General features: G+C 35.4%; 13 protein-coding genes. 7 read left to right on the top strand and 6 right to left on the bottom strand.

The annotated features are described in order from the left end of the window. Positions 1–245: 245 nt before the first annotated feature. The gene (gene purU, locus ACNQF8_RS00140) at positions 246–1100 is read right to left on the bottom strand and encodes a formyltetrahydrofolate deformylase (RefSeq protein WP_417953402.1); all 855 of its coding nucleotides are present in this window, start codon (positions 1098–1100) and stop codon (positions 246–248) included. Between the two features lie 125 nt (positions 1101–1225). Beyond that, positions 1226–1933 carry a DUF4197 domain-containing protein gene (locus tag ACNQF8_RS00135; protein WP_417953401.1) on the bottom strand — a complete coding sequence of 236 codons (708 nt, stop codon included), beginning with the start codon at positions 1931–1933 and terminating at the stop codon, positions 1226–1228. 320 nt (positions 1934–2253) lie between these two features. On the opposite strand from ACNQF8_RS00135, the gene ACNQF8_RS00130 reads away from it, so the two are divergent. Both ACNQF8_RS00130 and ACNQF8_RS00125 read left to right on the top strand, forming a co-directional pair. Then, on the top strand, positions 2254–5706 hold the full coding sequence (locus ACNQF8_RS00130; RefSeq protein ID WP_417950285.1) for a methylmalonyl-CoA mutase family protein: 3453 nt from the start codon (positions 2254–2256) through the stop codon (positions 5704–5706). Between the two features lie 196 nt (positions 5707–5902). After that, the gene (locus ACNQF8_RS00125; RefSeq protein WP_417950284.1) at positions 5903–6769 is read left to right on the top strand and encodes an alpha/beta hydrolase; all 867 of its coding nucleotides are present in this window, start codon (positions 5903–5905) and stop codon (positions 6767–6769) included. 185 nt (positions 6770–6954) lie between these two features. Here the strand turns inward: ACNQF8_RS00125 and ACNQF8_RS00120 are convergent, their stop codons facing one another. Continuing rightward, entirely contained in the window at positions 6955–8079 is a 1125-nt protein-coding gene (locus tag ACNQF8_RS00120) for an SDR family oxidoreductase (RefSeq protein WP_417953400.1), read from the bottom strand. Between the two features lie 1397 nt (positions 8080–9476). Here ACNQF8_RS00120 and ACNQF8_RS00115 point away from each other — a divergent pair. Together ACNQF8_RS00115 and ACNQF8_RS00110 are read left to right on the top strand one after the other, a co-directional pair. Next, on the top strand, positions 9477–15227 hold the full coding sequence (locus ACNQF8_RS00115) for a T9SS type A sorting domain-containing protein (protein WP_417953399.1): 5751 nt from the start codon (positions 9477–9479) through the stop codon (positions 15225–15227). 425 nt (positions 15228–15652) lie between these two features. Further along, a complete protein-coding gene (locus tag ACNQF8_RS00110) occupies positions 15653–16153 on the top strand; it encodes a hypothetical protein (protein ID WP_315206980.1) in 501 nt (166 codons plus the stop codon). Between the two features lie 74 nt (positions 16154–16227). Here ACNQF8_RS00110 and ACNQF8_RS00105 read toward each other — a convergent pair whose 3' ends face one another. Together ACNQF8_RS00105 and ACNQF8_RS00100 are read right to left on the bottom strand one after the other, a co-directional pair. Then, positions 16228–17175, bottom strand: a complete 948-nt coding sequence (locus ACNQF8_RS00105; protein ID WP_417953398.1) for a TerC family protein — start codon at positions 17173–17175, stop codon at positions 16228–16230. Positions 17176–17316: 141 nt separating this feature from the next. Beyond that, on the bottom strand, positions 17317–18330 hold the full coding sequence (locus ACNQF8_RS00100; RefSeq protein ID WP_315206974.1) for a glutamine synthetase beta-grasp domain-containing protein: 1014 nt from the start codon (positions 18328–18330) through the stop codon (positions 17317–17319). Positions 18331–18589: 259 nt separating this feature from the next. On the opposite strand from ACNQF8_RS00100, the gene ACNQF8_RS00095 reads away from it, so the two are divergent. After that, positions 18590–20779, top strand: a complete 2190-nt coding sequence (locus ACNQF8_RS00095) for a glutamine synthetase III family protein (RefSeq protein WP_417950280.1) — start codon at positions 18590–18592, stop codon at positions 20777–20779. Between the two features lie 109 nt (positions 20780–20888). Next, positions 20889–21731, top strand: coding sequence for an OmpA family protein (locus ACNQF8_RS00090; protein WP_417950279.1), 843 nt, complete (start codon positions 20889–20891; stop codon positions 21729–21731). A gap of 100 nt (positions 21732–21831) precedes the next feature. On the opposite strand, the gene ACNQF8_RS00085 is transcribed toward ACNQF8_RS00090, so the two are convergent. Next, positions 21832–22113, bottom strand: coding sequence for a DUF4242 domain-containing protein (locus ACNQF8_RS00085; protein WP_417950278.1), 282 nt, complete (start codon positions 22111–22113; stop codon positions 21832–21834). A 387-nt stretch (positions 22114–22500) separates the two neighbouring features. Here ACNQF8_RS00085 and ACNQF8_RS00080 point away from each other — a divergent pair, with 387 nt between their 5' ends. Next, on the top strand, positions 22501–23679 hold the full coding sequence (locus ACNQF8_RS00080; RefSeq protein ID WP_417950277.1) for an AIR synthase related protein: 1179 nt from the start codon (positions 22501–22503) through the stop codon (positions 23677–23679). Positions 23680–23697 lie beyond the last annotated feature (18 nt).

The raw sequence follows: 23697 nt of genomic DNA, 5'->3' as shown, positions 1-23697 counted from the left end.
CACTATGAATGCAGGCAATTCTTTAACTAACCAAAACCAAAATAATAAATAACCAGTTTATTACCCTGCAAAGATCACACTTAAGGAAACGTTTTGCTGTTAAGATTTTGTTATTACTTTGTTGCACATAAGTTAAGATTTTTTACACTTTTTATTCTTTACAATTAATTCCAGTTTCGGAAGATTTTATTGGTGTATGGTTGACAATATTGAGTGCAGAAACTAATTCGAAAAAGGATTGTTTTTTATAAAAACACCACCGTTTTATTGTCATAAACCATTGTTTTTCTTTCAGCATGCAATTTTATGGCTCTGGCCAAAACCATGCGTTCCAGATCACGTCCTTTCATAATAAAATCTTCTATGGAATGACTGTGCGAAACTCTGGCAATATCCTGCTCAATAATCGGACCTTCATCCAATCCTTCGGTTACATAATGACTGGTGGCGCCAATGATTTTTACTCCACGTTTAAAAGCCGAATGATACGGTTTTGCGCCAGGAAATGCGGGAAGAAAGGAATGATGAATATTGATAATTTGATTCTTGTATTGCGCTATCAAATTAGGAGTGATAATTTGCATGTAGCGTGCCAAAACAATAAAGTCAATATTGTATTGCTTCAGTAAATCCAACTGCTTTTGTTCACCTTCGGTTTTGATATCTTTAGTAAACGGAATATAATGAAACGGAATAGAAAAACGTTCTGCCACACACTTCAAATCTTCATGGTTGCTAATGATCAAAGGAATTTCTAAAGGCAATTCGCCAGCGCTGTAACGTCCTAAAATGTCATACAAACAATGGTCGTATTTAGAAACAAACAAAGCCATTCTTGGTTTTTCGTCCTGCGTATACATTTCCCATGACATATTGAACGGAGAAGCTAACTTGGCTTGAAAATCAGTTTTAATAGCTTCAATATTCCAATTTTTAGCACTGAATTCGCATTCTAAACGCATGAAAAACACATTTTCATCGGCATCAACATGTTGGTCTAAATAAATAATATTCCCATCAATGGATGAAATATAGTTTGTAACGGAGGCAATAATTGCTTTTTGATCTTCGCAATGGATTAGGATTGTAATTTTTTGCATTAGCGTTCTGTTTTCAGCTTTGTTCTTAGTAATGAATAGTATTTTTCAAAACTAAACGTATTTGTTTTTATAAAAAAGTTGAATTTGGCTGTTTAATGTTTAAAAAAAAACAGCCCAATTTCAATCTATTTGTTATCCTGCATGGCAAAAACTTTCTGTAACAAAAAAGAAGTTCTGGCACTTAGATTAGTTCTGATATTTTTCTCTTCAACGGCAACCATTTTGAAAACACCATTCAGCGCTTGATTCGTAACGTAATCCGTCAAATCAGGATTTACTTTATTTACAAGAGGAATGCTGTTGTATTTTGTAATAATGTTGGCCCAAACTTTATCGGCACCTACTTTAGTAAACGAATTTTTAATCACAGGATTGAATTTTCCGTATAAAGCTGTCGAAGTACTGTTTTGTAAATAAGTAGTCGCCGAACTTTCATTTCCCATCAAAATCGTTTTGGCATCCATAAAAGTCATGTTTCTTACGGCATCAACAAATATTGGCGTCGCTTCCTTTACCGCGTCTTCGGCAGCACGATTTAATACTTTTAATCCTTCGTCGGCTAAAGAACTCAATCCAATTCTTCTCAAACCCGCGTCTACTTTTCTCAATTCTTCCGGCAATAAAATTTTTACGGCTTCATTTCTGTAAAAACCATCGGTGGCAGTCAATTTTGTTACCTGTTTTGAAATCCCATTATTCAGTGCTTCCTTCAATCCGCCGGCAATATCAACGCCCCCAATTCCTTGCGTTTGCGGAAATTGATTCATAACTTGTTGCATTTCGGCACAACTGGAAAGCGAAATTGCTACTGCTAAAACTAAAATTTTCTTCATCGTAATTATATTATTAGTTTACTTCATCTGTTTGCCATTTGGCATTTGTAAAAATACTACTTATTCAAAAACAAAGCCAACTATTATTTAGAAGCACAAAGTTTAGTAGTATTAATCACGATTTGTCCCGCTTTCCGCTGTATTCCCGATAAATAAAAACTACGGCTAAAAAAAAGCCTTGTTTTTCTAAATCGGGAGATGCCGCTTCAATCGGGGCTAAATAACAAAATTCTTCCTTATTTATTAACAACGAGCGGCAACATCAAATAATTTTTAAAATAAAATTGTAAATTGCAGGCTTAAATTATCATATTCATAAAATGGAACAACAAAAACCATATATCCCTAACAATAAAGTAAGAATTGTAACCGCAGCTGCTCTTTTTGACGGTCACGATGCGGCAATCAACATCATGCGTAGAATTATTCAATCTACAGGTGTTGAGGTAATCCATTTAGGCCACGACCGTAGTGTGGAAGAAGTGGTCAATACAGCAATTCAAGAAGATGCCAATGCCATTGCGATAACTTCTTATCAAGGAGGACATAACGAATATTTCAAGTACATGTACGACTTGCTTCAGGAAAAAGGAGCGGGCCAAATCAAGATATTTGGTGGTGGTGGCGGTGTAATCCTGCCTTCAGAAATTGCTGAATTGCAAGCGTACGGAATCACCAGAATTTACGCTCCAGATGACGGACGTGCGATGGGATTGCAGGGAATGATAAACGATTTAGTACAAAAATCGGATTATGCTATTGGCGATAAACTGACGGATGAAATCAATCATTTGGAAGAAAAAAATCCAAAAGCAATTGCCAGAATTATTTCATCAGCAGAAAATTTTCCTGATGTAGCGGCAAAAACTTTGGAAGCCATCCAAAAAAAGAATGAAAATAGTACGATTCCGGTTCTTGGAATTACAGGAACAGGGGGAGCAGGAAAATCATCTTTGGTGGATGAATTAGTGCGTCGTTTTCTAATTGATTTCCCCGAAAAAACAATCGGATTAATATCAGTAGATCCATCTAAACGTAAAACGGGAGGTGCATTATTAGGCGATAGAATCCGAATGAATGCTATCAATAATCCTCGTGTTTACATGCGCTCATTGGCTACACGTCAATCCAATTTGGCTTTATCTAAATATGTTGCCGATGCAATCCAAGTAATTAAAGCGGCAAAATACGATATCATCATCTTGGAGACTTCTGGAATCGGGCAATCTGATACGGAAATTATGGACCATTCCGATGTTTCTTTATATGTAATGACACCTGAATTTGGTGCTGCAACCCAATTGGAAAAAATCGACATGCTTGATTTTGCTGACTTGGTAGCAATAAACAAATTCGACAAACGCGGTTCTCTTGATGCTTTGAGAGACGTGAAAAAACAGTACCAACGCAACCATAATTTATGGGATGCTAATTTAGATACACTTCCGGTTTTCGGGACAATTGCTTCGCAGTTCAACGACCCGGGAATGAATACGCTGTACAAAGCGATAATGGATAAAGTCCATGAAAAAACAAATTCTGATTTGAAATCAACGTTTCAAATCACGCGTGAAATGAGCGAGAAGATTTTCGTTATTCCGCCACACAGAACCCGTTATTTATCTGAAATTGCTGAAAGTAACCGTAAATATGATGTTACTGCGGTAAGCCAAGAACAAGTTGCTCAAAAATTATACGGAATTTTCAAAACGATTGAAACAGTAGCTAAAAAAACTCCTGAGTTAAACAAAGCAGGAATTAATGACGATTCAGTTTTGCCAAGTGCTTTGGAATCTGAAAAACCAGGTGCTTCTGAGGACAAAATATTTTTGAATCTTTTACTGAATCAATTCGATAAAGTAAAAATGGATTTGGATCCGTACAATTGGGAAATCATTTTGACTTGGGACGAAAAAGTAAACAAGTACAAAAATCCCGTTTATACGTTCAAAGTTCGTGACAGGGAAATAAAAATGGCTACGCATACGGAGTCACTTTCGCATTCTCAAATCCCGAAAATTGCATTGCCAAAGTACAAAGCTTGGGGTGATATTTTACGTTGGTGTTTGCAGGAAAATGTTCCTGGAGAATTTCCTTTCACCGCAGGTTTGTATCCTTTCAAGCGTGAAGGAGAAGATCCTTCTCGAATGTTTGCCGGAGAAGGCGGACCGGAAAGAACCAACAAACGTTTTCATTATGTGAGTGCGGGATTACCTGCTAAAAGATTATCAACTGCTTTTGACAGTGTAACTTTATACGGAAACGATCCACATGTACGTCCTGATATTTATGGAAAAATCGGTAACGCCGGAGTTTCTATTTGTTGCTTGGATGATGCTAAAAAATTATATTCCGGTTTTGATTTGGTTCATGCCATGACTTCGGTGAGTATGACTATTAATGGACCAGCACCTATGTTATTAGGTTTTTTCATGAATGCGGCGATTGACCAACAATGTGAGTTTTACATCAAAGAAAATGGTCTTGAGAAAGAAGTTGAAGCAAAAATCAACAAAATATACGCAGCTAAAGGAGTAGAAAGACCGCATTATCAAGGTGATTTACCCGAAGGAAATAATGGTTTAGGTTTGATGCTTTTGGGCGTTACCGGAGATCAGGTTTTACCTTTGGAAGTATATAATGATATCAAAGCAAGAACGTTATCTCAAGTTCGTGGAACCGTTCAGGCAGATATTTTGAAAGAAGATCAAGCCCAAAATACGTGTATTTTCTCTACTGAATTTGCGTTGCGATTGATGGGTGACGTACAGGAATATTTCATTACTAAGAATGTTAGAAACTTCTATTCGGTTTCTATCTCAGGATATCACATTGCTGAAGCAGGAGCAAATCCAATTACACAATTGGCATTTACACTTTCAAATGGTTTCACGTATGTGGAATATTATTTGAGTCGTGGAATGAATATCAATGATTTTGGACCAAATTTATCGTTCTTCTTTTCAAATGGAGTAGATCCTGAATATGCCGTTATTGGTCGTGTAGCGCGTAAAATTTGGGCGAAAGCCATGAAAAACAAGTACGGTGCTAATGAACGTGCTCAAATGTTGAAATACCATATTCAGACATCAGGTCGTTCTTTGCATGCACAGGAAATTGATTTCAATGATATTCGTACGACTTTGCAAGCGTTGTATGCGATTTATGACAATTGTAATTCGTTGCATACTAATGCTTATGACGAAGCAATCACAACGCCTACTGAAGAATCAGTGCGTCGTGCCATGGCGATTCAGTTGATTATCAATAAAGAATTAGGTCTGGCCAAAAATGAAAATCCAATTCAAGGTGCTTTCATCATCGAAGAATTGACAGATTTAGTGGAAGCTTCAGTTTTGCAAGAATTCGACAGAATTACCGAACGTGGCGGAGTGCTTGGTGCTATGGAAACGATGTACCAAAGAAGTAAAATTCAGGAAGAAAGTTTGTATTATGAAACGTTGAAACATACAGGTGAATTCCCAATTATTGGAGTGAATACGTTCTTGAGTTCCAAAGGTTCTCCAACGGTGATTCCAGCTGAAGTAATTCGTGCTACGGAAGAAGAAAAACAATACCAAATTGATATGTTGAACCATTTGCACCAGTCCAATCAGGATTTAGTGAATGCGCATTTAAATACGCTTCAAGAAGCAGCTATTAAAAACGAAAACTTATTCGAACATTTAATGGAAGCAACGAAGGTTTGTTCTTTGGGACAAATCACATCTGCTTTGTTTGAAGTGGGTGGGCAGTACAGAAGAAATATGTAAGCAGAGAACCACTTTTTGCATCGCAAAAAGTGTGTGAATAGCTTAACCGCTTTCGGGCAGTAAAGATTTGCATTAAATATTTTTAGAAGACCTTTCAGCGATGAGAGGTCTTTTTTTTGTGTAGTAATTAGTACGAGTTCATTTTATTTATTCTAAAGTATTATATTTACTTTTCAATCACCAAAAAAACGTTCCAATGAAAAAACTTCAAATTGTATTCTTATTTTTTCTTTTCGGGCATGTTGCCGATTCTTATGCTGCAAAAGCCGATACGTTGCAAATTCCTAGTATGGCAATGAATAAAACCTATAAAGCTGCGGTAGTTTTACCAAGTTCTTATGCGAAAAGTAAAGCTAATTATCCTGTTCTTTACCTATTGCATGGCGCTTATGGTCATTTTAATGATTGGTTGTCTAAAACTCCTGATAAGAATTTATTACACAATTTAGCCGACCAATATAATATCATAATTGTAATGCCAGAAGGGGAAACATTCAGTTTTTATCTGGATAGTCCTGTGAATAAAGGAAGCCAGTTTGAAACTTATATCACGAAAGAAGTAATTCAGAAAGTAGATAACACGTATCGAACCATAAATGACAGAAAAGGGCGTGTAATTACTGGGCTTTCCATGGGAGGCCACGGAGCACTGTATCTTTCAACAAAACACCCAGAACTATTTTGTGCTGCAGGAAGTATGAGTGGAGCAGTAGATATGGGAAGCATGATAAATCCGGAATCTAAGGAGAGAGTTACCAAGTTAATGGAACCTGTTTTTGGAATCGAAGGAGCGCCTCAGGAAGTTTACGCCTCTAATGCGGTTTTGAATATGGTGGACAAAATAAAAAGCAACAAACTGGAATTGATTATAGATTGCGGAGTAGATGATTTTTTGATTGAATCCAATCGAGAATTACACCGAAGACTTGTTTATAATAAAGTTGCTCACGATTACACGGAACGGCCAGGAGCGCATACTTGGGAATATTGGGAAAATGCGTTACCTTCTCATGTATTATTTTTTAGCAAAATTTTAAGGAATAATTCTCTAGTGGTGAAATAGATATTAGAATTTGATTATAATTGTTAACACAAAAGACCTTTCAGGAATGAAGGGTCTTTTTATATCACAAACATTTATCACAAATTCTCGCCTCAAACTTTGCGGAATAACTGTGTGGGAATTCCTCCTTTGATAACTATCGGAATCCATCAGAACTCTAAAAATTACTTGATTAGGGAACAAAATTAAACGTTGACATCTTTAAAATTGTTTAATCTGGCATATCGAATCAATTGAGTAAATGTCTCATTATCAAGTGTTGGAATTTCTAGAATGGAATTCAGTAAAGTAGTGTTAAATTGTTTGTCACTGGACACGAGATAGGGCTTTAGGTGCTTGCCTATGCTTTCGTAATACAATTTTTCGGTGGTGTTTTGGTACTCGAAATGTGGTGTGTTTTTAATTATGGTATAATTGTTATATCCAACTTCCTTCATGATCAATTCCAATCCCTTCATTAGATTTAAGCTTTTATGGCTGACAATATTGAGTTGTTGAATATCATCTCTTCTAAAAACAGAAACAATCACTTTGGCCACATAATCGACAGGAATGATATTTAAGCCGGTTTTTTCATTGATCATAAAGCGTACATTTTCCTGTTCAGTTTTTCTTTGGGCTGCAAAGTGGAAAAATTTGGCTAAGAGGTAGAAAACCATGTATTTGGAGATAAAATAGTTGTTTTCTGTTCCTAACATTTTTCCGCAAATAACGCTTGGACGCAGTATTTGAAAAGGTAATTCCAGGGCTTTACATCGTTGGGAAACAAAGCTCTCAGAATGAAATTTGGCGTTTTCATAAGCATTGCGATGCTTGGGTATGAAGTCCAGATTATGAAAGTCATTGTCTACTAATCCCGTGCGTTCTCCAGAGGAAAAAGCTGTTCCAATGTAAATGAATTTTTTTATGAAATGATGAAAATTGTTTAAAATGACTTTGGTATTCTTAGTGTTTTCATCAAATATTTTTTCACGGTGCTCCTCATCTGTGGATAAATTGACAAATCCTGCCGAATGGATAAAATAGGCACCATCAATCTTGCTTGAAAAATTCTCCTGTATAGAATCCAAATCCGTATCGATAATTTCGATGTATTGGTCTAATTTTTCAAGCCCTTTCTCTTTTAGGATTTGAGGTGTATAGCTGCTAGATAGCAATTCGTTTATGCGGTCCAAGGCGGTTTTTTTTCCTTTGCTTCTGGAAATCAAGAAAAGCTTCCCGTCAATTCTCTCGTTTATGAATAGTTCGAGAATTTCATACATGATCTGAGAACCCAAAACGCCCGTTGCACCTGTAAGTATTATTTTCATCGTAAGTGTTATTTAAATGGATACTAAATTCGATTAATAAACTAAGTGAAAAAAAATATGTAAGAAAAGGAATGGTTGCGACTTAAAGCAGTTGTTGTTCAGGTAATTGGGGATTTACTTCCTTTGCGAAAAAGGACTATAAAGTTACTGATTTTTTTTGTTTTAGGTGTAAATTACACTTAAATTTTCATCTAGGCACTTAGGTATGACTTCTTGGGAAACTACTAAAACTCCTTTCAAGAATGTCTAAAAGTAAATGATAACAATTATCATTTTTTAACATTTTTTGCATCTATTAGATTCATAAAAGATGCTGAAAGATTTGCCTAATAAAGTTTCTCATGATTATGCGGAACGCACAAGAGTACCTACTTGAGGATATTTGAAAAATGCTTTACCTTACCATTTGTTTTTTTTTAACAAAATTTTAAGAAATAATACTGTTGTCACAGCATAGAAATTAGAATCGAATTGTAACATAAACGACCTTTCAGCAATGGAGGTCGTTTTTTATTGTCATTTTTTAAATTGCTGTAGCGTTTTAAAAAAAAATCAATGTTTTAGAACTTTAAGGAAGTTTTAAAATCTAAAAATGGGAATCATTTCTAATATTTTAAGATTAGAAATATTTTAATAAAATGTTAGTTAAAAAATTGACACTAATAATACATATGTTAAAGAATTTTGATGTTTTTTAACATCATTTTTTTATTAACAAAATTTAAATAATAATTTACTTAATTAATTGATTGTCAAATAGTTAATATGTAATTAAGTATTAATATTTTATAACTGTAAACCTTTTCTTAGCGAATAGTGTCTCTTGTCGGGAATAATAGAATTTTATCTTGTTTAGAGTTTTTTTATTTTCTTTTTTTGATGTTATACCTAACTTTGATTCAACAAAAAGTTAATTATTTAAGTTTTTTTGCAAAGTAACTTTCTGGTAAACAAAAGATTTTTTTGTTCTTTACAATAAAATGGACTTTGTTAGTTTACGTGCTTCGTGAAGTTGTTTTTTGAAGATATTTCGTTTTCTGCAAGTTATTCCTTTGAGTTAAAAATCTTTGTTTGCCTCTGTTTTTATTAATTTCAATACTGATTGTTTTAGATTAAAGTTTCGAGATTGCTTTATAAGGCAATTGTCTGGCAGATAAAAGAATTTTGTTATTGTTCCCCACAATAAAAATCTTTTGAACGATGGATTACTTCATAAATGTGTTTATGAAGATTGATTTGTATCTCAGTAATTTTTAATGCCCCGGTTTGTAACTTCCTTTTTTTTCTAATTTATGGTATTAAACTACTCTCTATGAAACAGGACTTTTCAATTTTTCGAAAACCCAACATCTACATGTGCTTTCTTATTAATAATATGGTCTTAAAACCAAATTATTATGAAAAAATTTATTTTCCATACGATAAAAAGTGTATTAGAATATTGTCACACTTTTTCCTGGCGCTTCAACGCAGGTTTTTCAAAGTTTAATTTTAATACTCCTATTTATCAACTATCAAGGCTATGGCTCCGTTGTTGGCGCCAGTCGTTTGCTTTACCTCTTTTGTTTGGGGTAATCCTGATGGCGGGATATACGGCAAATGCGCAGTCTATCAAAGGAGTTATACCTGTACAGTACCCCATTGGAGGTGATGGAATTGATGGTGATGGCTGGGCTCATGAACCCGTTGGTGGTATATATCAAAATGTAGGTGATTTGTTTGACAGACTTCGTTCTGTTGACCATCCTACACTACCTATTGTAAATCATGGTATTCTTAACATGACTGATGGAAGTCTTCTTTATCCAGGATCAACTCTTGCTCCTGTTCCAGTTACCTATTTCCTGAAGGATCCATACACAAATGACCCAACGATATTCACTAGCTCCAATAAAATAAATGATAATCCCAATACCTATACTTGGGGTGGAGGGACTTCGCCAAACAAAAATGAAATCCAAAACTGTGGTGCTCATTTCAGTTATGGTAAGGATGCTATGGCAGGTGGAGTAAGTACGAATGGGACCAGCTATAGTTTTCCTATAACTGGAAACTCAAATGATTTGTGGTGTCTTTTTGCCGGTGACCGTCAGGTAACTAATGGTAGCAGTTATATTGATTTCGAATTTTTACAGAAATCATTAACAATTACTGGTGCACTTCCGGAACCTGGAGTGATTGATCCTTTTATAAATACAGCACCCATCACAGGAGGGAGCGGCACATTTATTACTGGCGCACCTGACTCAACTGGTGGTCGCACGGAGGGGGATTTGTTAATTACCATTGAGTTTACTCAAGGTGGTGGTGACGCTACGGTCGTGATTCGTAGATGGACTAATGAGGATGGACCGTGGCAATATAAAGTTATATCAAACGATGCTCCTGGTATTAAAGGCAATATTTTTTGTACGAACAACGACTCAACTACCGATGTGCCCTTTGATGTATATGGAAGCGGACTCACCGGTTCTTATGCTCCGAATCAATGGGCAGAGGGTGCCATCAATCTTACTCAAGTGTTCAAATTGTTTAATAATCCTTGCTTTACAATTAGTACGTTGTTTATTAGAACAAGGTCTTCTGGAAGTTCAGACCAATCTGAATTAAAAGATTTCCCTGGAAGACCCATTCAATTGAATTTGGATTTGACTCCACAAGTTAATGCTGGAGCCGACTTTGCTAAAACATGTATAAGCAACCCTGATGGTAAAGAAATAGGAGAAACTCCTCAAGCAGGATTTACTTATTCATGGGCGCCAGCTACAGGATTGAGCGCAACAAATATTGCAAATCCTATCGCTAATCCATTAGTAAACACTACCTATACTGTAACTAAGACTAAAATAGGTACTACCTGTAGCGATACTGATGAGGTAACTGTAACGGTTAATAAACCAACGGTAGTTGCGAATGCAGGCTCTGATTTCACTAAAAATTGCTTGATTAACATATCAGGTGGTTCTATTGGAGAAGTTGCAGAAGCTGGATTTACTTATTCTTGGACTTCTTTACCGGCCGGATTTACTTCGACTGTTGCAAACCCAACGGTTAATCCAAGTGTGACAACTACTTATACCGTTACTAAAACGCATACGGCTTCTGGTTGTAGCGATACTGATGAGGTAACTGTAACGTTTAACAAACCAACGGTAGTTGCGAATGCAGGCTCTGATTTTACTAAAACCTGTACATCAAATCCTGATGGTGGTTCTATTGGAGAAGTTGCAGAAGCTGGATTTACTTATTCTTGGACTTCTTTACCGGCCGGATTTACTTCGACTGCAGCAAACCCAACAGTTAATCCGAGTGTGACTACTACGTATACCGTTACTAAAACGCATACGGCTTCTGGTTGTAGCGATACTGATGAGGTAACTGTAACGGTTAATAAACCAACGGTAGTTGCGAATGCAGGCTCTGATTTTACTAAAACCTGTACATCAAATCCTGATGGCGGTTCTATTGGAGAAGTTGCAGAAGCTGGATTTACTTATTCTTGGACTTCTTTACCGGCCGGATTTACTTCGACTGTCGCAAATCCAACAGTTAATCCAAGTGTTACGACTACTTATACCGTTACTAAAACGCATACGGCTTCTGGTTGTAGCGATACTGATGAGGTAACTGTAACGGTTAATAAACCAACGGTAGTTGCGAATGCAGGCTCTGATTTTATTAAAACCTGTACATCAAATCCTGATGGCGGTTCTATTGGAGAAGTTGCAGAAGCTGGATTTACTTATTCTTGGACATCTTTACCGGCCGGATTTACTTCGACTGCCGCAAATCCAACGGTTAATCCAAGTGTGACTACTACGTATACCGTTACTAAAACGCATACGGCTTCTGGTTGTAGCGATACTGATGAGGTAACTGTAACGGTTAACAAACCAACGGTAGTGGCAGTAGCAGGCTCTGATTTTACTAAAACCTGTACATCAAATCCTGATGGCGGTTCTATTGGAGAAGTTGCAGAAGCTGGATTTACTTATTCCTGGACTTCCTCTCCAGCCGGATTTACTTCGACTGTTGCAAATCCAACGGTTAATCCAAGTGTTACGACTACTTATACCGTTACTAAAACACATACGGCTTCTGGTTGTAGCGATACAGATGAGGTTACTGTAACGGTGAATGAACCAACGGTAGTTGCGAATGCAGGCTCTGATTTTACTAAAAATTGCTTGATTAACATATCAGGCGGTTCTATTGGAGAAGTTGCAGAAGCCGGATTTACTTATTCTTGGACTTCTTTACCGGCCGGATTTACTTCGACTGTTGCAAATCCAACAGTTAATCCAAGTGTGACAACTATATATACCGTTACTAAAACGCATACGGCTTCTGGTTGTAGCGATACTGATGAGGTAACTGTAACGGTTAATAAACCAACGGTAGTTGCGAATGCAGGCTCTGATTTTACTAAAACCTGTACATCAAATCCTGATGGCGGTTCTATTGGAGAAGTTGCAGAAGCTGGATTTACTTATTCTTGGACTTCTTTACCGGCCGGATTTACTTCGACTGTCGCAAATCCAACAGTTAATCCAAGTGTTACGACTACTTATACCGTTACTAAAACGCATACGGCTTCTGGTTGTAGCGATACTGATGAGGTAACTGTAACGGTTAATAAACCAACGGTAGTTGCGAATGCAGGCTCTGATTTTATTAAAACCTGTACATCAAATCCTGATGGCGGTTCTATTGGAGAAGTTGCAGAAGCTGGATTTACTTATTCTTGGACATCTTTACCGGCCGGATTTACTTCGACTGCCGCAAATCCAACGGTTAATCCAAGTGTAACAACTATGTATATCGTTACTAAAACGCATACGGCTTCTGGTTGTAGCGATACTGATGAGATTACTGTAACGGTGAATAAACCAACGGTAGTTGCGAATGCAGGCTCTGATTTTACTAAAACCTGTACATCAAATCCTGATGGCGGTTCTATTGGAGAAGTTGCTGAAGCCGGATTTACTTATTCCTGGATTTCATCTCCAGCCGGATTTACTTCGACTGTCGCAAATCCAACGGTTAATCCAAGTGTGACAACTACGTATACCGTTACTAAAACGCATACAGCTTCTGGTTGTAGCGATACAGATGAGGTAACTGTAACGGTTAATAAACCAGCGGTAGTTGCGAATGCAGGCTCTGATTTTACTAAAACCTGTACATCAAATCCTGATGGTGGTTCTATTGGAGAAGTTGCAGAAGCCGGATTTACTTATTCTTGGACTTCTTTACCAGCCGGATTTACTTCGACTGTTGCAAATCCAACAGTTAATCCAAGTGTGACAACTACTTATACCGTTACTAAAACGCATACGGCTTCTGGTTGTAGCGATACTGATGAGGTAACTGTAACGGTTAATAAACCAACGGTAGTTGCGAATGCAGGCTCTGATTTCACTAAAACCTGTATATCAAATCCTGATGGCGGTTCTATTGGAGAAGTTGCAGAAGCTGGATTTACTTATTCTTGGACATCTTTACCGGCCGGATTTACTTCGACTGTCGCGAATCCAACGGTTAATCCAAGTGTGACTACTACGTATACCGTTACTAAAACGCATACGGCTTCTGGTTGTAGCGATACTGATGAGGTAACTGTAACGGTTAATAAACCAACGGTTGTTGCGAATGCAGGCTCTGATTTCACTAAAAATTGCTTGATTAATATATCAGGTGGTTCTATTGGAGAAGTAGCAGAAGCTGGATTTACTTATTCTTGGACTTCTTTACCGGCCGGATTTACTTCGACTGAAGCAAATCCAACAGTTAATCCAAGTGTTACGACTACTTATACCGTTACTAAAACGCATACAGCTTCTGGTTGTAGCGATACTGATGAGGTTACTGTTACGGTGAATAATGCACTGCCAAATGCAGTTGCAGGCGATGATGTTCAAATTTTGTGTGGTAATACTACTGTAATACTTTCAGGTTCATCTTCAACATTGAATGCTACATTTGCGTGGGCTGCTAGCAATGGTGGAAACATTGTTTCTGGAGCGGATACAGCAACACCAACAGTTGATGCGGCAGGTACATATACCTTAACCGTTACTGATCCAACTAATGGATGTACTGCTACTGATCAAGTTGTGGTTACTACTCAGATTTGTATTAAAGCTTTATGTACTTATACACAAGGATATTACGGTAATCTTGGAGGTATGTCATGTGCTCCAAATGATGAAAGTGGTTTTGATAAATACACAACTCTAGAGCTTATAGAAAGAGCTTTGGCATCTTATGGAGGAACAATGACAATAGGTTCATTAGGAAATACGGTGGTAGTTACAAATACGCTTTCTGATAGAGAATCTATAATAAGAGTTTTACCAGGAGGTGGAAGCAGTTATGTGTTATCAGGTAGTTACTCAATTAGCGCATTGCCTAGTAGTTATTTGTCTAAAAAAGGGACTATCAATAATACTTTATTAGCTCAGACTATCACTTTAGGTCTTAATGTAGGTGTAAATGGCGCTCTTGGCGATTTTGTATTACAAGATGGTGTGTTAGTAACTGCTGCTGCTGAAGGTGGTTGTGGTTCAGATATTCCTAAAGTACGTACATGTAATTATGATATCAATGGTAATTTGACCAGTGTGACAAATGATTACCAATACTACTCAATAGATGCTAATGTTTTGGCTGCCATTGAAGGAGATAAAACGGTACAAGGATTGTTTGATTTGGCAAATAAAGCTTTAGGAGGTGGTAATACAAATGGAGTATCACTTACCAGTATTGCTAATGTTGTAGATAAAATCAATAATGCTTTTGATGGTTGTAGAATATTCATAGGATATGACGTTCCAAAATGTCCAACTACTATCAATACTATTGAGCCTGTAGATATTTCAACTTCAAAAGCTAGTTTTGATGCCTATCCAGTTCCTTTTAAAGATCAACTTACTATTAGATATAAATTTGATTATGTATCTGATGTAAAAATTGATGTACTTAATTCACAAGGAGTTTCAGTACTTTCAAAAATGGATAATAATAGTTACATGAACAAAGAAGTTACACTAAATCTTAATTCTTATGTAGATAGATCTGAGGTGTATGTTGTAAAAGTAACTACTAATCGTGGAAGTAGTATTAAAAAAGTGATTTCTTCTAAATAGTCTTCATAACTAATTTTAATCAAAAAGCATCTGTTTTTGCAGATGCTTTTTTATGCTTTTATAAATCGATTATTTTATCCAGTTTCAAATATTCAATATACAATTCCTCTTCTTTTTAAGAAACTCGCAGATTTTGCAGTTTTTTACGATATTTTTCTTTAACGGCTTGATCTGTATTTCAGAACGTCGAATCGAAATTTCCCTTTGGCTTTAAGCCAAAAATCTTTTATAAATATGATCAAATTACTAATTCCAAAAAATATATTGTGTTGCTCTGTAAACCGTTCTTGTTGCGTAAAGCCTAGTGTTATCGTATGTAATTTAAGTTCTTTTTCCGTTTTTAAAAAGTACATTATTTTTTAAAATAAACTTTGGCACAATTAATGGATACAGTTTTTCAATATAAATTATTAAAGCTATAACTAATGAAAAAAATTACCTTATTTTTAGTTTTCATCGGGATGATGACACTACAAAGTTGCGAAGTAACTGAAATAAACGATACTGTGGATAATGATACCATTAGTGAAGTGTTTGAAGTAACAACTTCGTTTAATTCTAATAATAACTACAGTAGATTGGTTACTTTTAATCCACCAATTTATTCGTCGGATGTAGTTTTAGTATATCACTTGTATGATACGGTAAATGGTGAAGATGTTTGGAAACTAATGCCTCAAACATATTATTTTAGTGATGGCGGAGAATTAGATTTCAATTTTGATTATACCAGATATAATGTCAATATTTTTCTTTCTGCTAATTTTAGTCTAAGTACATTACCATCAAGTTGGACTCAAAACCAAACCTTTAGAATTGCAATTATACCTGCTAATTTTGCAACTACAGTCAATAAAAATAGCATCGACGCAGTAATGTCAGCACTAAAAGTTAGCAAGTCTGAGATTCAGAAAATTGATTTGTAAAATAGACTTTTCATAAATAAATAAAAAAAGGAAATCGTGAGATTTCCTTTTTTTATTTATTTTACTTTTTATGATTACACCATTTCTTTGCTGCTCTTTCTTAGAGATGCAATAATTCCTGCTATAAGTGAAACGGCTATAAAAGCCAGTGACACCCATTCTGGTAATTTAATGTAATCATGAAGTAGCATTTTAATACCCACAAAAGTCAAAATAGCAATAAGACTGTATTCTAAATGAGCAAATTTGTCAAGCATATGGGCAAGAAAGAAATACATAGAACGCAATCCTAAAATAGCAAAGATATTCGAACTAAAAACTAAAAATGGATCGCTTGTTATAGCTAAAATTGCAGGGACACTATCAATCGCAAAAACGACATCCATAACTTCAATCACTATCAGTGCTACGAATAGAGGAGTAGCAGCTGTAATATGCCTTCTTTTTACAAAGAAATGCTCTCCGTCAATGTGATTGGAGATAGGCATAACTTTTTTAAGAGTCTTATAAATGAATGATTTTTTAGGTTCAAATTTTTCATCTTCACCACTGAAAAGCATTTTCATGGCGGTGTAAATTAGAAAACCTCCAAAAATATAGGTCATCCATGAAAATTTGTTAATAAGTAAAACACCAAAATAGATCATTAAACCTCTAAAAACGATGGCGCCTAATATTCCCCAAAATAATACGCGATGTTGATATTTTTGAGGGATTTTAAAGGCAGAGAATATAATAGCGATGACAAAAATATTATCAATGCTAAGAGATAATTCTATTAAATAGCCCGTGATAAATTTTATTGATGCATCCGCAGGTTTCAAAGAATCTGGATTTGCAATATAATCTGTGGTATAAAGCCAGAAGATGACACCAGAGAATATAAAAGATAATGTAACCCATATCCCAGTCCATTTACCCGCCTCTTTTGAGCTTATAATATGTGGTGTTTTATTGAAAACTCCTAGGTCGAGTGCTAGAAAAATTAAAACAGCTGTTAGAAAAGAAATCCAGACAATCATAAGTCAAATATTTAAAGTTGCACAAAGATACTTTTTGATTCTTACTTTGAAAAATATTTTTGATAGGATAAGTGCCAAGCGTATTACAAAAAAAAGTGCCATCGTAGTTATGGCACTTTTATTATTTATTAAAGCTGTAAATTATAGAACAGAATTTACTGTTTTGATAATTCTAGCTGCAATTTTGTATGGATCTCCGTTTGAAGCTGGTCTTCTGTCTTCTAGCCATCCTTTCCATCCTTTTTGAACGGTCATTAATGGAATACGGATTGAACATCCTCTGTCAGATACTCCGTAAGAGAAATCATGTATAGATGCAGTTTCATGTTTACCAGTTAAACGTAGGTCATTGTAAGCACCATACACAGCAATGTGTTCTGCGGTTACAGGGCGGAAAGCTTCACATATTTTCTCGTAAGTTTCTTGAGAACCACATGTTCTTAGTACTTCATTAGAGAAATTAGCGTGCATTCCTGAACCATTCCAGTCAGTGTCTCCTAACGGTTTTGGGTGATATTCAATGTAGTAACCATATTTCTCAGTCAAACGGTCTAATAAATATCTAGCAATCCATATTTCATCACCTGCTTTTTTTGCTCCTTGAGCAAACAATTGGAATTCCCATTGTCCACAAGCAACTTCTTGATTAATACCTTCAAAATTAATTCCAGCAGCAATACACAAATCAGCATGTTCTTCTACCAATGATCTTCCGTGTGTGTTTTTACCACCTACTGAGCAATAGTACATCCCTTGTGGAGCAGGATAACCACCTATAGGGAATCCTAACGGCAATAAAGTTTTGGTATCCATAATGAAGTACTCTTGTTCAAATCCAAACCAGAAATCACCATCATCATCTATAGTTGCTCTACCATTTGAAGGATGTGCAGTTCCATCAGCATTCATAACTTCAGTCATTACTAAGTATCCGTTGATACGCGTTGGATCTGGGTATATTGCAACAGGAACTAATAAACAGTCAGAAGAACCACCTTCGGCTTGTCTTGTTGAAGAACCATCAAATGACCAGTTTCCAATTTCAGCTAAAGTTCCTTGAAAGTTTTCGTGTTCTTCAACTTTAGTTTTACTTCTTAAGTTTTGTGTTGGTTCATAACCATCTAACCAAATGTACTCTAATTTTATTTTCGCCATGACAATGTAAATTACTTCGTGATTATTATTGGCACAAAAGTAAAATATTTTTTTTATCATTAAAAATTAGGGGGTGATTTTTATTATTTAAGGTAATATTTTTTTCAAATGTGCATTTTGATAGGGGTGATTTTTTTTTATATACAATAATTTGGGGGTTAAAAATATAATTTCATAAATACGACGAGTTATTTTTTCGTTTAAATTGATTATATTTGAACTTTATCAAATCGATTTATAATAATTTAAAAATTGTAATATGCCAACATTACGTTTTCAAGCTTTAAGAGAAGCATCGACAAGGAAGCCGATTCATTTTGAAGAATTGGATAGGAAATCAACTATTTTTGGTTCGAATGTGTTTAATGAAAAAGCAATGAAGCAGTATTTAACTTCGGATGCTTTTAAAGGAGTTCGTGATGCAGTACAGCATGGAACTAAAATAGATAGAAAATTAGCAGATTATATAGCTATGGGCATGAAGGAGTGGGCTTTGTCAAAAGGTGTGACTCACTATACACACTGGTTTCAACCCCTGACAGGTACTACCGCTGAAAAGCACGATGCTTTTTTTGAAACGTCCTATGATGGAAGTGATCCAGTGGAGAAATTTGGAGGTGCGCAATTAGTGCAACAAGAGCCAGATGCTTCAAGTTTTCCAAACGGTGGAATTAGAAATACATTTGAAGCAAGAGGATACACAGCTTGGGACCCTACATCTCCAGCATTTATTTTTGGAACTACTTTATGTATTCCAACGGTTTTTATTTCTTATACCGGGGAGGCATTAGATTATAAAACACCTTTATTGCGCGCTCTTATGGTTATGGATGAAGCTGCAACTGAAGTGTGTAAATATTTCGATAAAAACGTAAAGAAAGTTACCGCTACATTAGGCTGGGAACAAGAATATTTCTTAGTAGACAGAGCATTAGCAAATTCGCGCCCAGACCTAATTATGACCGGAAGGACTTTGTTAGGGCATACTTCTGCAAAAGGGCAGCAATTAGATGATCATTACTTCGGCTCTATCCCAACACGTGCTTTAACCTACATGAGAGATTTAGAGCAAGAATGTATGTTGTTAGGAATTCCGGTTAAAACACGTCACAATGAAGTAGCTCCAAATCAATTTGAATTGGCACCTATTTTTGAAGAGACAAACTTAGCGGTTGACCACAACTGTTTGTTAATGGATGTAATGCAAAAAGTGGCGGAACGTCATGATTTGAAAGTGTTATTCCATGAAAAACCGTTCAAAGGAGTTAATGGTTCAGGAAAACACAATAACTGGTCATTAGCAACTGATACAGGAGTAAACTTGTTGAGTCCAAGTAAAACGCCTATGAGCAATTTACAGTTCTTAACTTTCTTTATTAATACAATTAAAGCGGTTAATGATTATGAAGCATTATTAAGAGGAGCTATTGCTTCTGCAAGTAATGACCATAGATTAGGTGCAAATGAAGCGCCACCGGCAATTATCTCTGTATTTATTGGTGAGCAATTAACTAAAGTTCTAGCTGAATTAGAAGGTGTAACTGCAGGAAAATTATCTCCAGAAGAAAAAACAGATTTAAAATTAAATGTAGTAGGTAAAATTCCAGATGTACTTTTGGATAATACAGACAGAAACAGAACTTCACCATTTGCTTTTACAGGAAATAAATTTGAGTTCAGAGCCGTAGGTTCTACTGCAAACTGTTCTAATGCAATGACTACTTTGAATGCGATTGTTGCAAAACAATTGAGAGATTTCAAAAAAGAAGTCGATGGCTTGATTGAATCTAAAGACATGAAGAAAGATGATGCTATCTTTAATGTATTGAGAGAGTATATCAAAGTTTCTAAAAACATCCTTTTTGAAGGAGACGGTTACAGCGATGCTTGGGAAATCGAAGCGAAAAAAAGAGGTTTAAGCAACTTCAAAACTACTCCTGAAGCATTAAAAGCAAGAGCTTCTAAACAAGCTTTGGATTTGTTTTCTGAGTTGAATATCATGAATCATATCGAGGTTGAAGCGCGTTACGAAATTGAATTGGAAGAGTACACTAAGAAAATTCAAATTGAAGGTAGAGTTTTAGGTGATATTTCTAAAAATCACGTAATTCCTACTGCTATTCGTTACCAAAATACTGTAATTGAAAATGTTAAAGGATTAAAAGATATTTTTGGAGCTGAATTTGAATCAATTGCTAAAGAACAAATTATCTTAATCAGAGAAATTTCTGGTCATATCGAAGGAATCAATTCTAAAGTGGAAGCGATGACTAACGAAAGAAAGAAAGCAAACAACATGACTGATCCACAAGGAATGGCTGAGGCATATTGTAATAATGTAAAACCTTATTTTGAAATCATCAGAAACCACTGTGATAAACTTGAGTTACTGGTAGATAATGAACTTTGGACATTGACTAAATACAGAGAATTGTTGTTTACAAAATAAACATAAAATCTCTAAAATATTAGACCCGATAGGTTTCAAAACCCATCGGGTTTTTTATACTATTTTTTTTATTTGTGCGTTATTTTAAAATAATGATCAATCGTTTTACATGAAAATAAGACTTTTTTTAATTTTGTTTTTTAATATAATTACTTTGTCTGCACAAGATAAACTTGTATTGTTTTTTGATTTTAACCAAGATATAATTAATGAAAAATCACAACACGATTTTTGCAAATGGTTAGAACATTCAAAAGGTAAAGAAATTTTAAAGATTCAAGGTTTTTGTGATAGTATAGATTCCAATTCTTACAACAAGGAATTATCTTTTAGAAGAGCTAATAATGTACTCGCACTTTTAGAATTCAGTAAAGTTCATCTAAGTGAAAAACTTGAATTATACGGTTTGGGAGAAGACTTTCAACAATTAAAAAATCAAAGTGATAACCGAAAAGTTTTTGTTTATTATCAAGATAAGATATCCGTCAAGAAAAAAATGGATAATGAGAATTTAGTTTTTGAAAATACCCCAGAGAAAGAAGTTCAGGTTAATGAAACGAAAAATACGATTTCTCTAGTTGAAAAAGTGAATAAAGCTAAAGTAGGAGATTTAATAAAACTTGAAAACTTAAATTTTTATTTTAATTCAGAAAAAATAATTGTCGAGTCAGAACCAATTCTTTCAGATCTTCTTCAGGTTTTAAAAATGAATCCTCAATTGAAAATCAATATATACGGACATATTTGTTGCAATGATAATCCAAATGACGTAAAGCTTTCCTACAGGAGATCAAAGTTTGTATTTGATTATTTAATAAGAAACGGGATTGCTACTTCACGATTGGGGCATAAAGGATTTGGAAGCAGTAGACCTATATATTCTTTGCCGGAAAAAAATGAAGCAGAACGAATTGCTAATAGAAGAGTTGAAATTCTAGTTGTTAAAAAATAATATAATGCTATAAAATAATAGCAAACACTTTTTTATAGAAAATGCCTTTCCGTTTTGGATAGGCATTTTTTTTAAGTTTAATACATTTAATTGTAGTTCGCTAAACTGTTTCTTCTGCAGTTGTCGGGTCAATGGTTGTCGATATTCGATTTATAGAATTAGCTGGAAACCCGCCTTGTTTTGCATGTTCACGAATCATTTCCTCGTTGGGTGCAATATAAGTACAATAGATTTTGTCAGCAGTTACCTGACTGTTAACCCACTGAATTTGGGGTCCCATTTTACCCAATACTCCGCAAGAAGTTTGGGAAATAGCTTTCAATTGTTCGGCGCTTAATTTACCGGCGCCAGGAATTTCTCTTTCAATTACATATTTAGGCATAATGTTGTTATTTTAATTTCCTACTCGTATGGCTTTTCGGCATGGCCCCGTTTTTTATAGTGGTCGCTGGTTTCCACTTTTCTAAGTTTAATTCAGGGTTTGAAATTTGTTGAACTTTAAAAGGTAATTTAGACATTAACTTCAATTAAAAATCAATATGAATTTAGGATAATATTTGTTTATATAAACGACATTTAATTGTTAGTTTTTAAATGTAATAATCTAATAGTTAAAACATTATAGCAAATTTACTAAAATAAAACAACACTTTACAGGCGGATTATAGATTTAACGAAACACTTGAAAACCCCATAGGCAAAACCCAAAAAAATAATTATCTTTGCCGCACAACTACCTGTCATAAAGCAGGCTTCACAACTATACTAAATGAGTTCAGATACTTCAAAAAGATATGCGCTTCGCGGTGTTTCGGCATCCAAAGAAGATGTTCACAATGCCATAAAAAATATTGATAAAGGATTATTTCCACAAGCTTTCTGCAAAATTGTCCCTGATTATTTAACTCAAGACGAAGAATATTGCCTTATCATGCATGCTGATGGAGCAGGAACTAAATCCTCTTTGGCTTACATGTATTGGAAAGAAACAGGAGATATTTCTGTTTGGAAAGGTATTGCTCAAGATGCTTTAATCATGAATATTGACGATTTATTGTGCGTGGGTGCAACAGATAATATTTTGCTTTCATCTACTATTGGAAGAAATAAAAATCTAATCCCAGCCGAAGTTATATCAGCAATTATCAACGGAACGGAAGAGTTGATTAAAGAACTGGACTCTTTTGGCGTGACGATTCATTCAACAGGCGGTGAAACAGCAGATGTGGGTGATATTGTTCGAACTATAATTGTAGATTCAACAGTTACAGCTCGCATGAAACGTTCTAAAGTAATTGACAATGCTAATATTCAAGCGGGTGATGTCATTGTAGGATTGGCTTCTTTTGGTCAGGCTACTTACGAGAAAAGCTATAATGGCGGAATGGGAAGTAACGGATTAACATCAGCGCGACATGATGTTTTCGGGAAGTATTTGGCAAACAAATATCCGGAGAGTTTTGATGCTGCTGTTCCAGAGGAATTAATCTATTCCGGACAAGTACAATTGACGGATGCAGTTGAAAATTCTCCAATCGACGCAGGACAACTAGTACTTTCACCAACCAGAACCTATGCGCCAATCATCAAGAAAATTTTAGATAAATATTCGTCTGATGAAATTCACGGTATGGTACATTGCAGTGGAGGAGCACAAACTAAAATTTTACATTTCGTAGAAAATCTACACATTATAAAAGACAATTTATTTCCGGTTCCGCCATTGTTCCAGTTGATTCAAGAGCAATCTAAAACGGATTGGAAAGAAATGTATCAAGTTTTCAATTGCGGTCACCGTATGGAAATTTACGTTCCGGAAGCTGTTGCTCAAGACATTATTGCGATTTCAAAATCATTCAATGTTGATGCGCAAATCGTAGGTAGAGTAGAAGCTGCTACTTCGAAAAAACTGACTATTACCAGCGAATACGGTACTTTTGAATATTAAAAAGTAAAATAAAATACT

Source organism: Flavobacterium labens, from assembly GCF_048286755.1.
GTDB lineage: Bacteria > Bacteroidota > Bacteroidia > Flavobacteriales > Flavobacteriaceae > Flavobacterium.
This window is presented reverse-complemented; position numbering and strand designations above follow the sequence as displayed.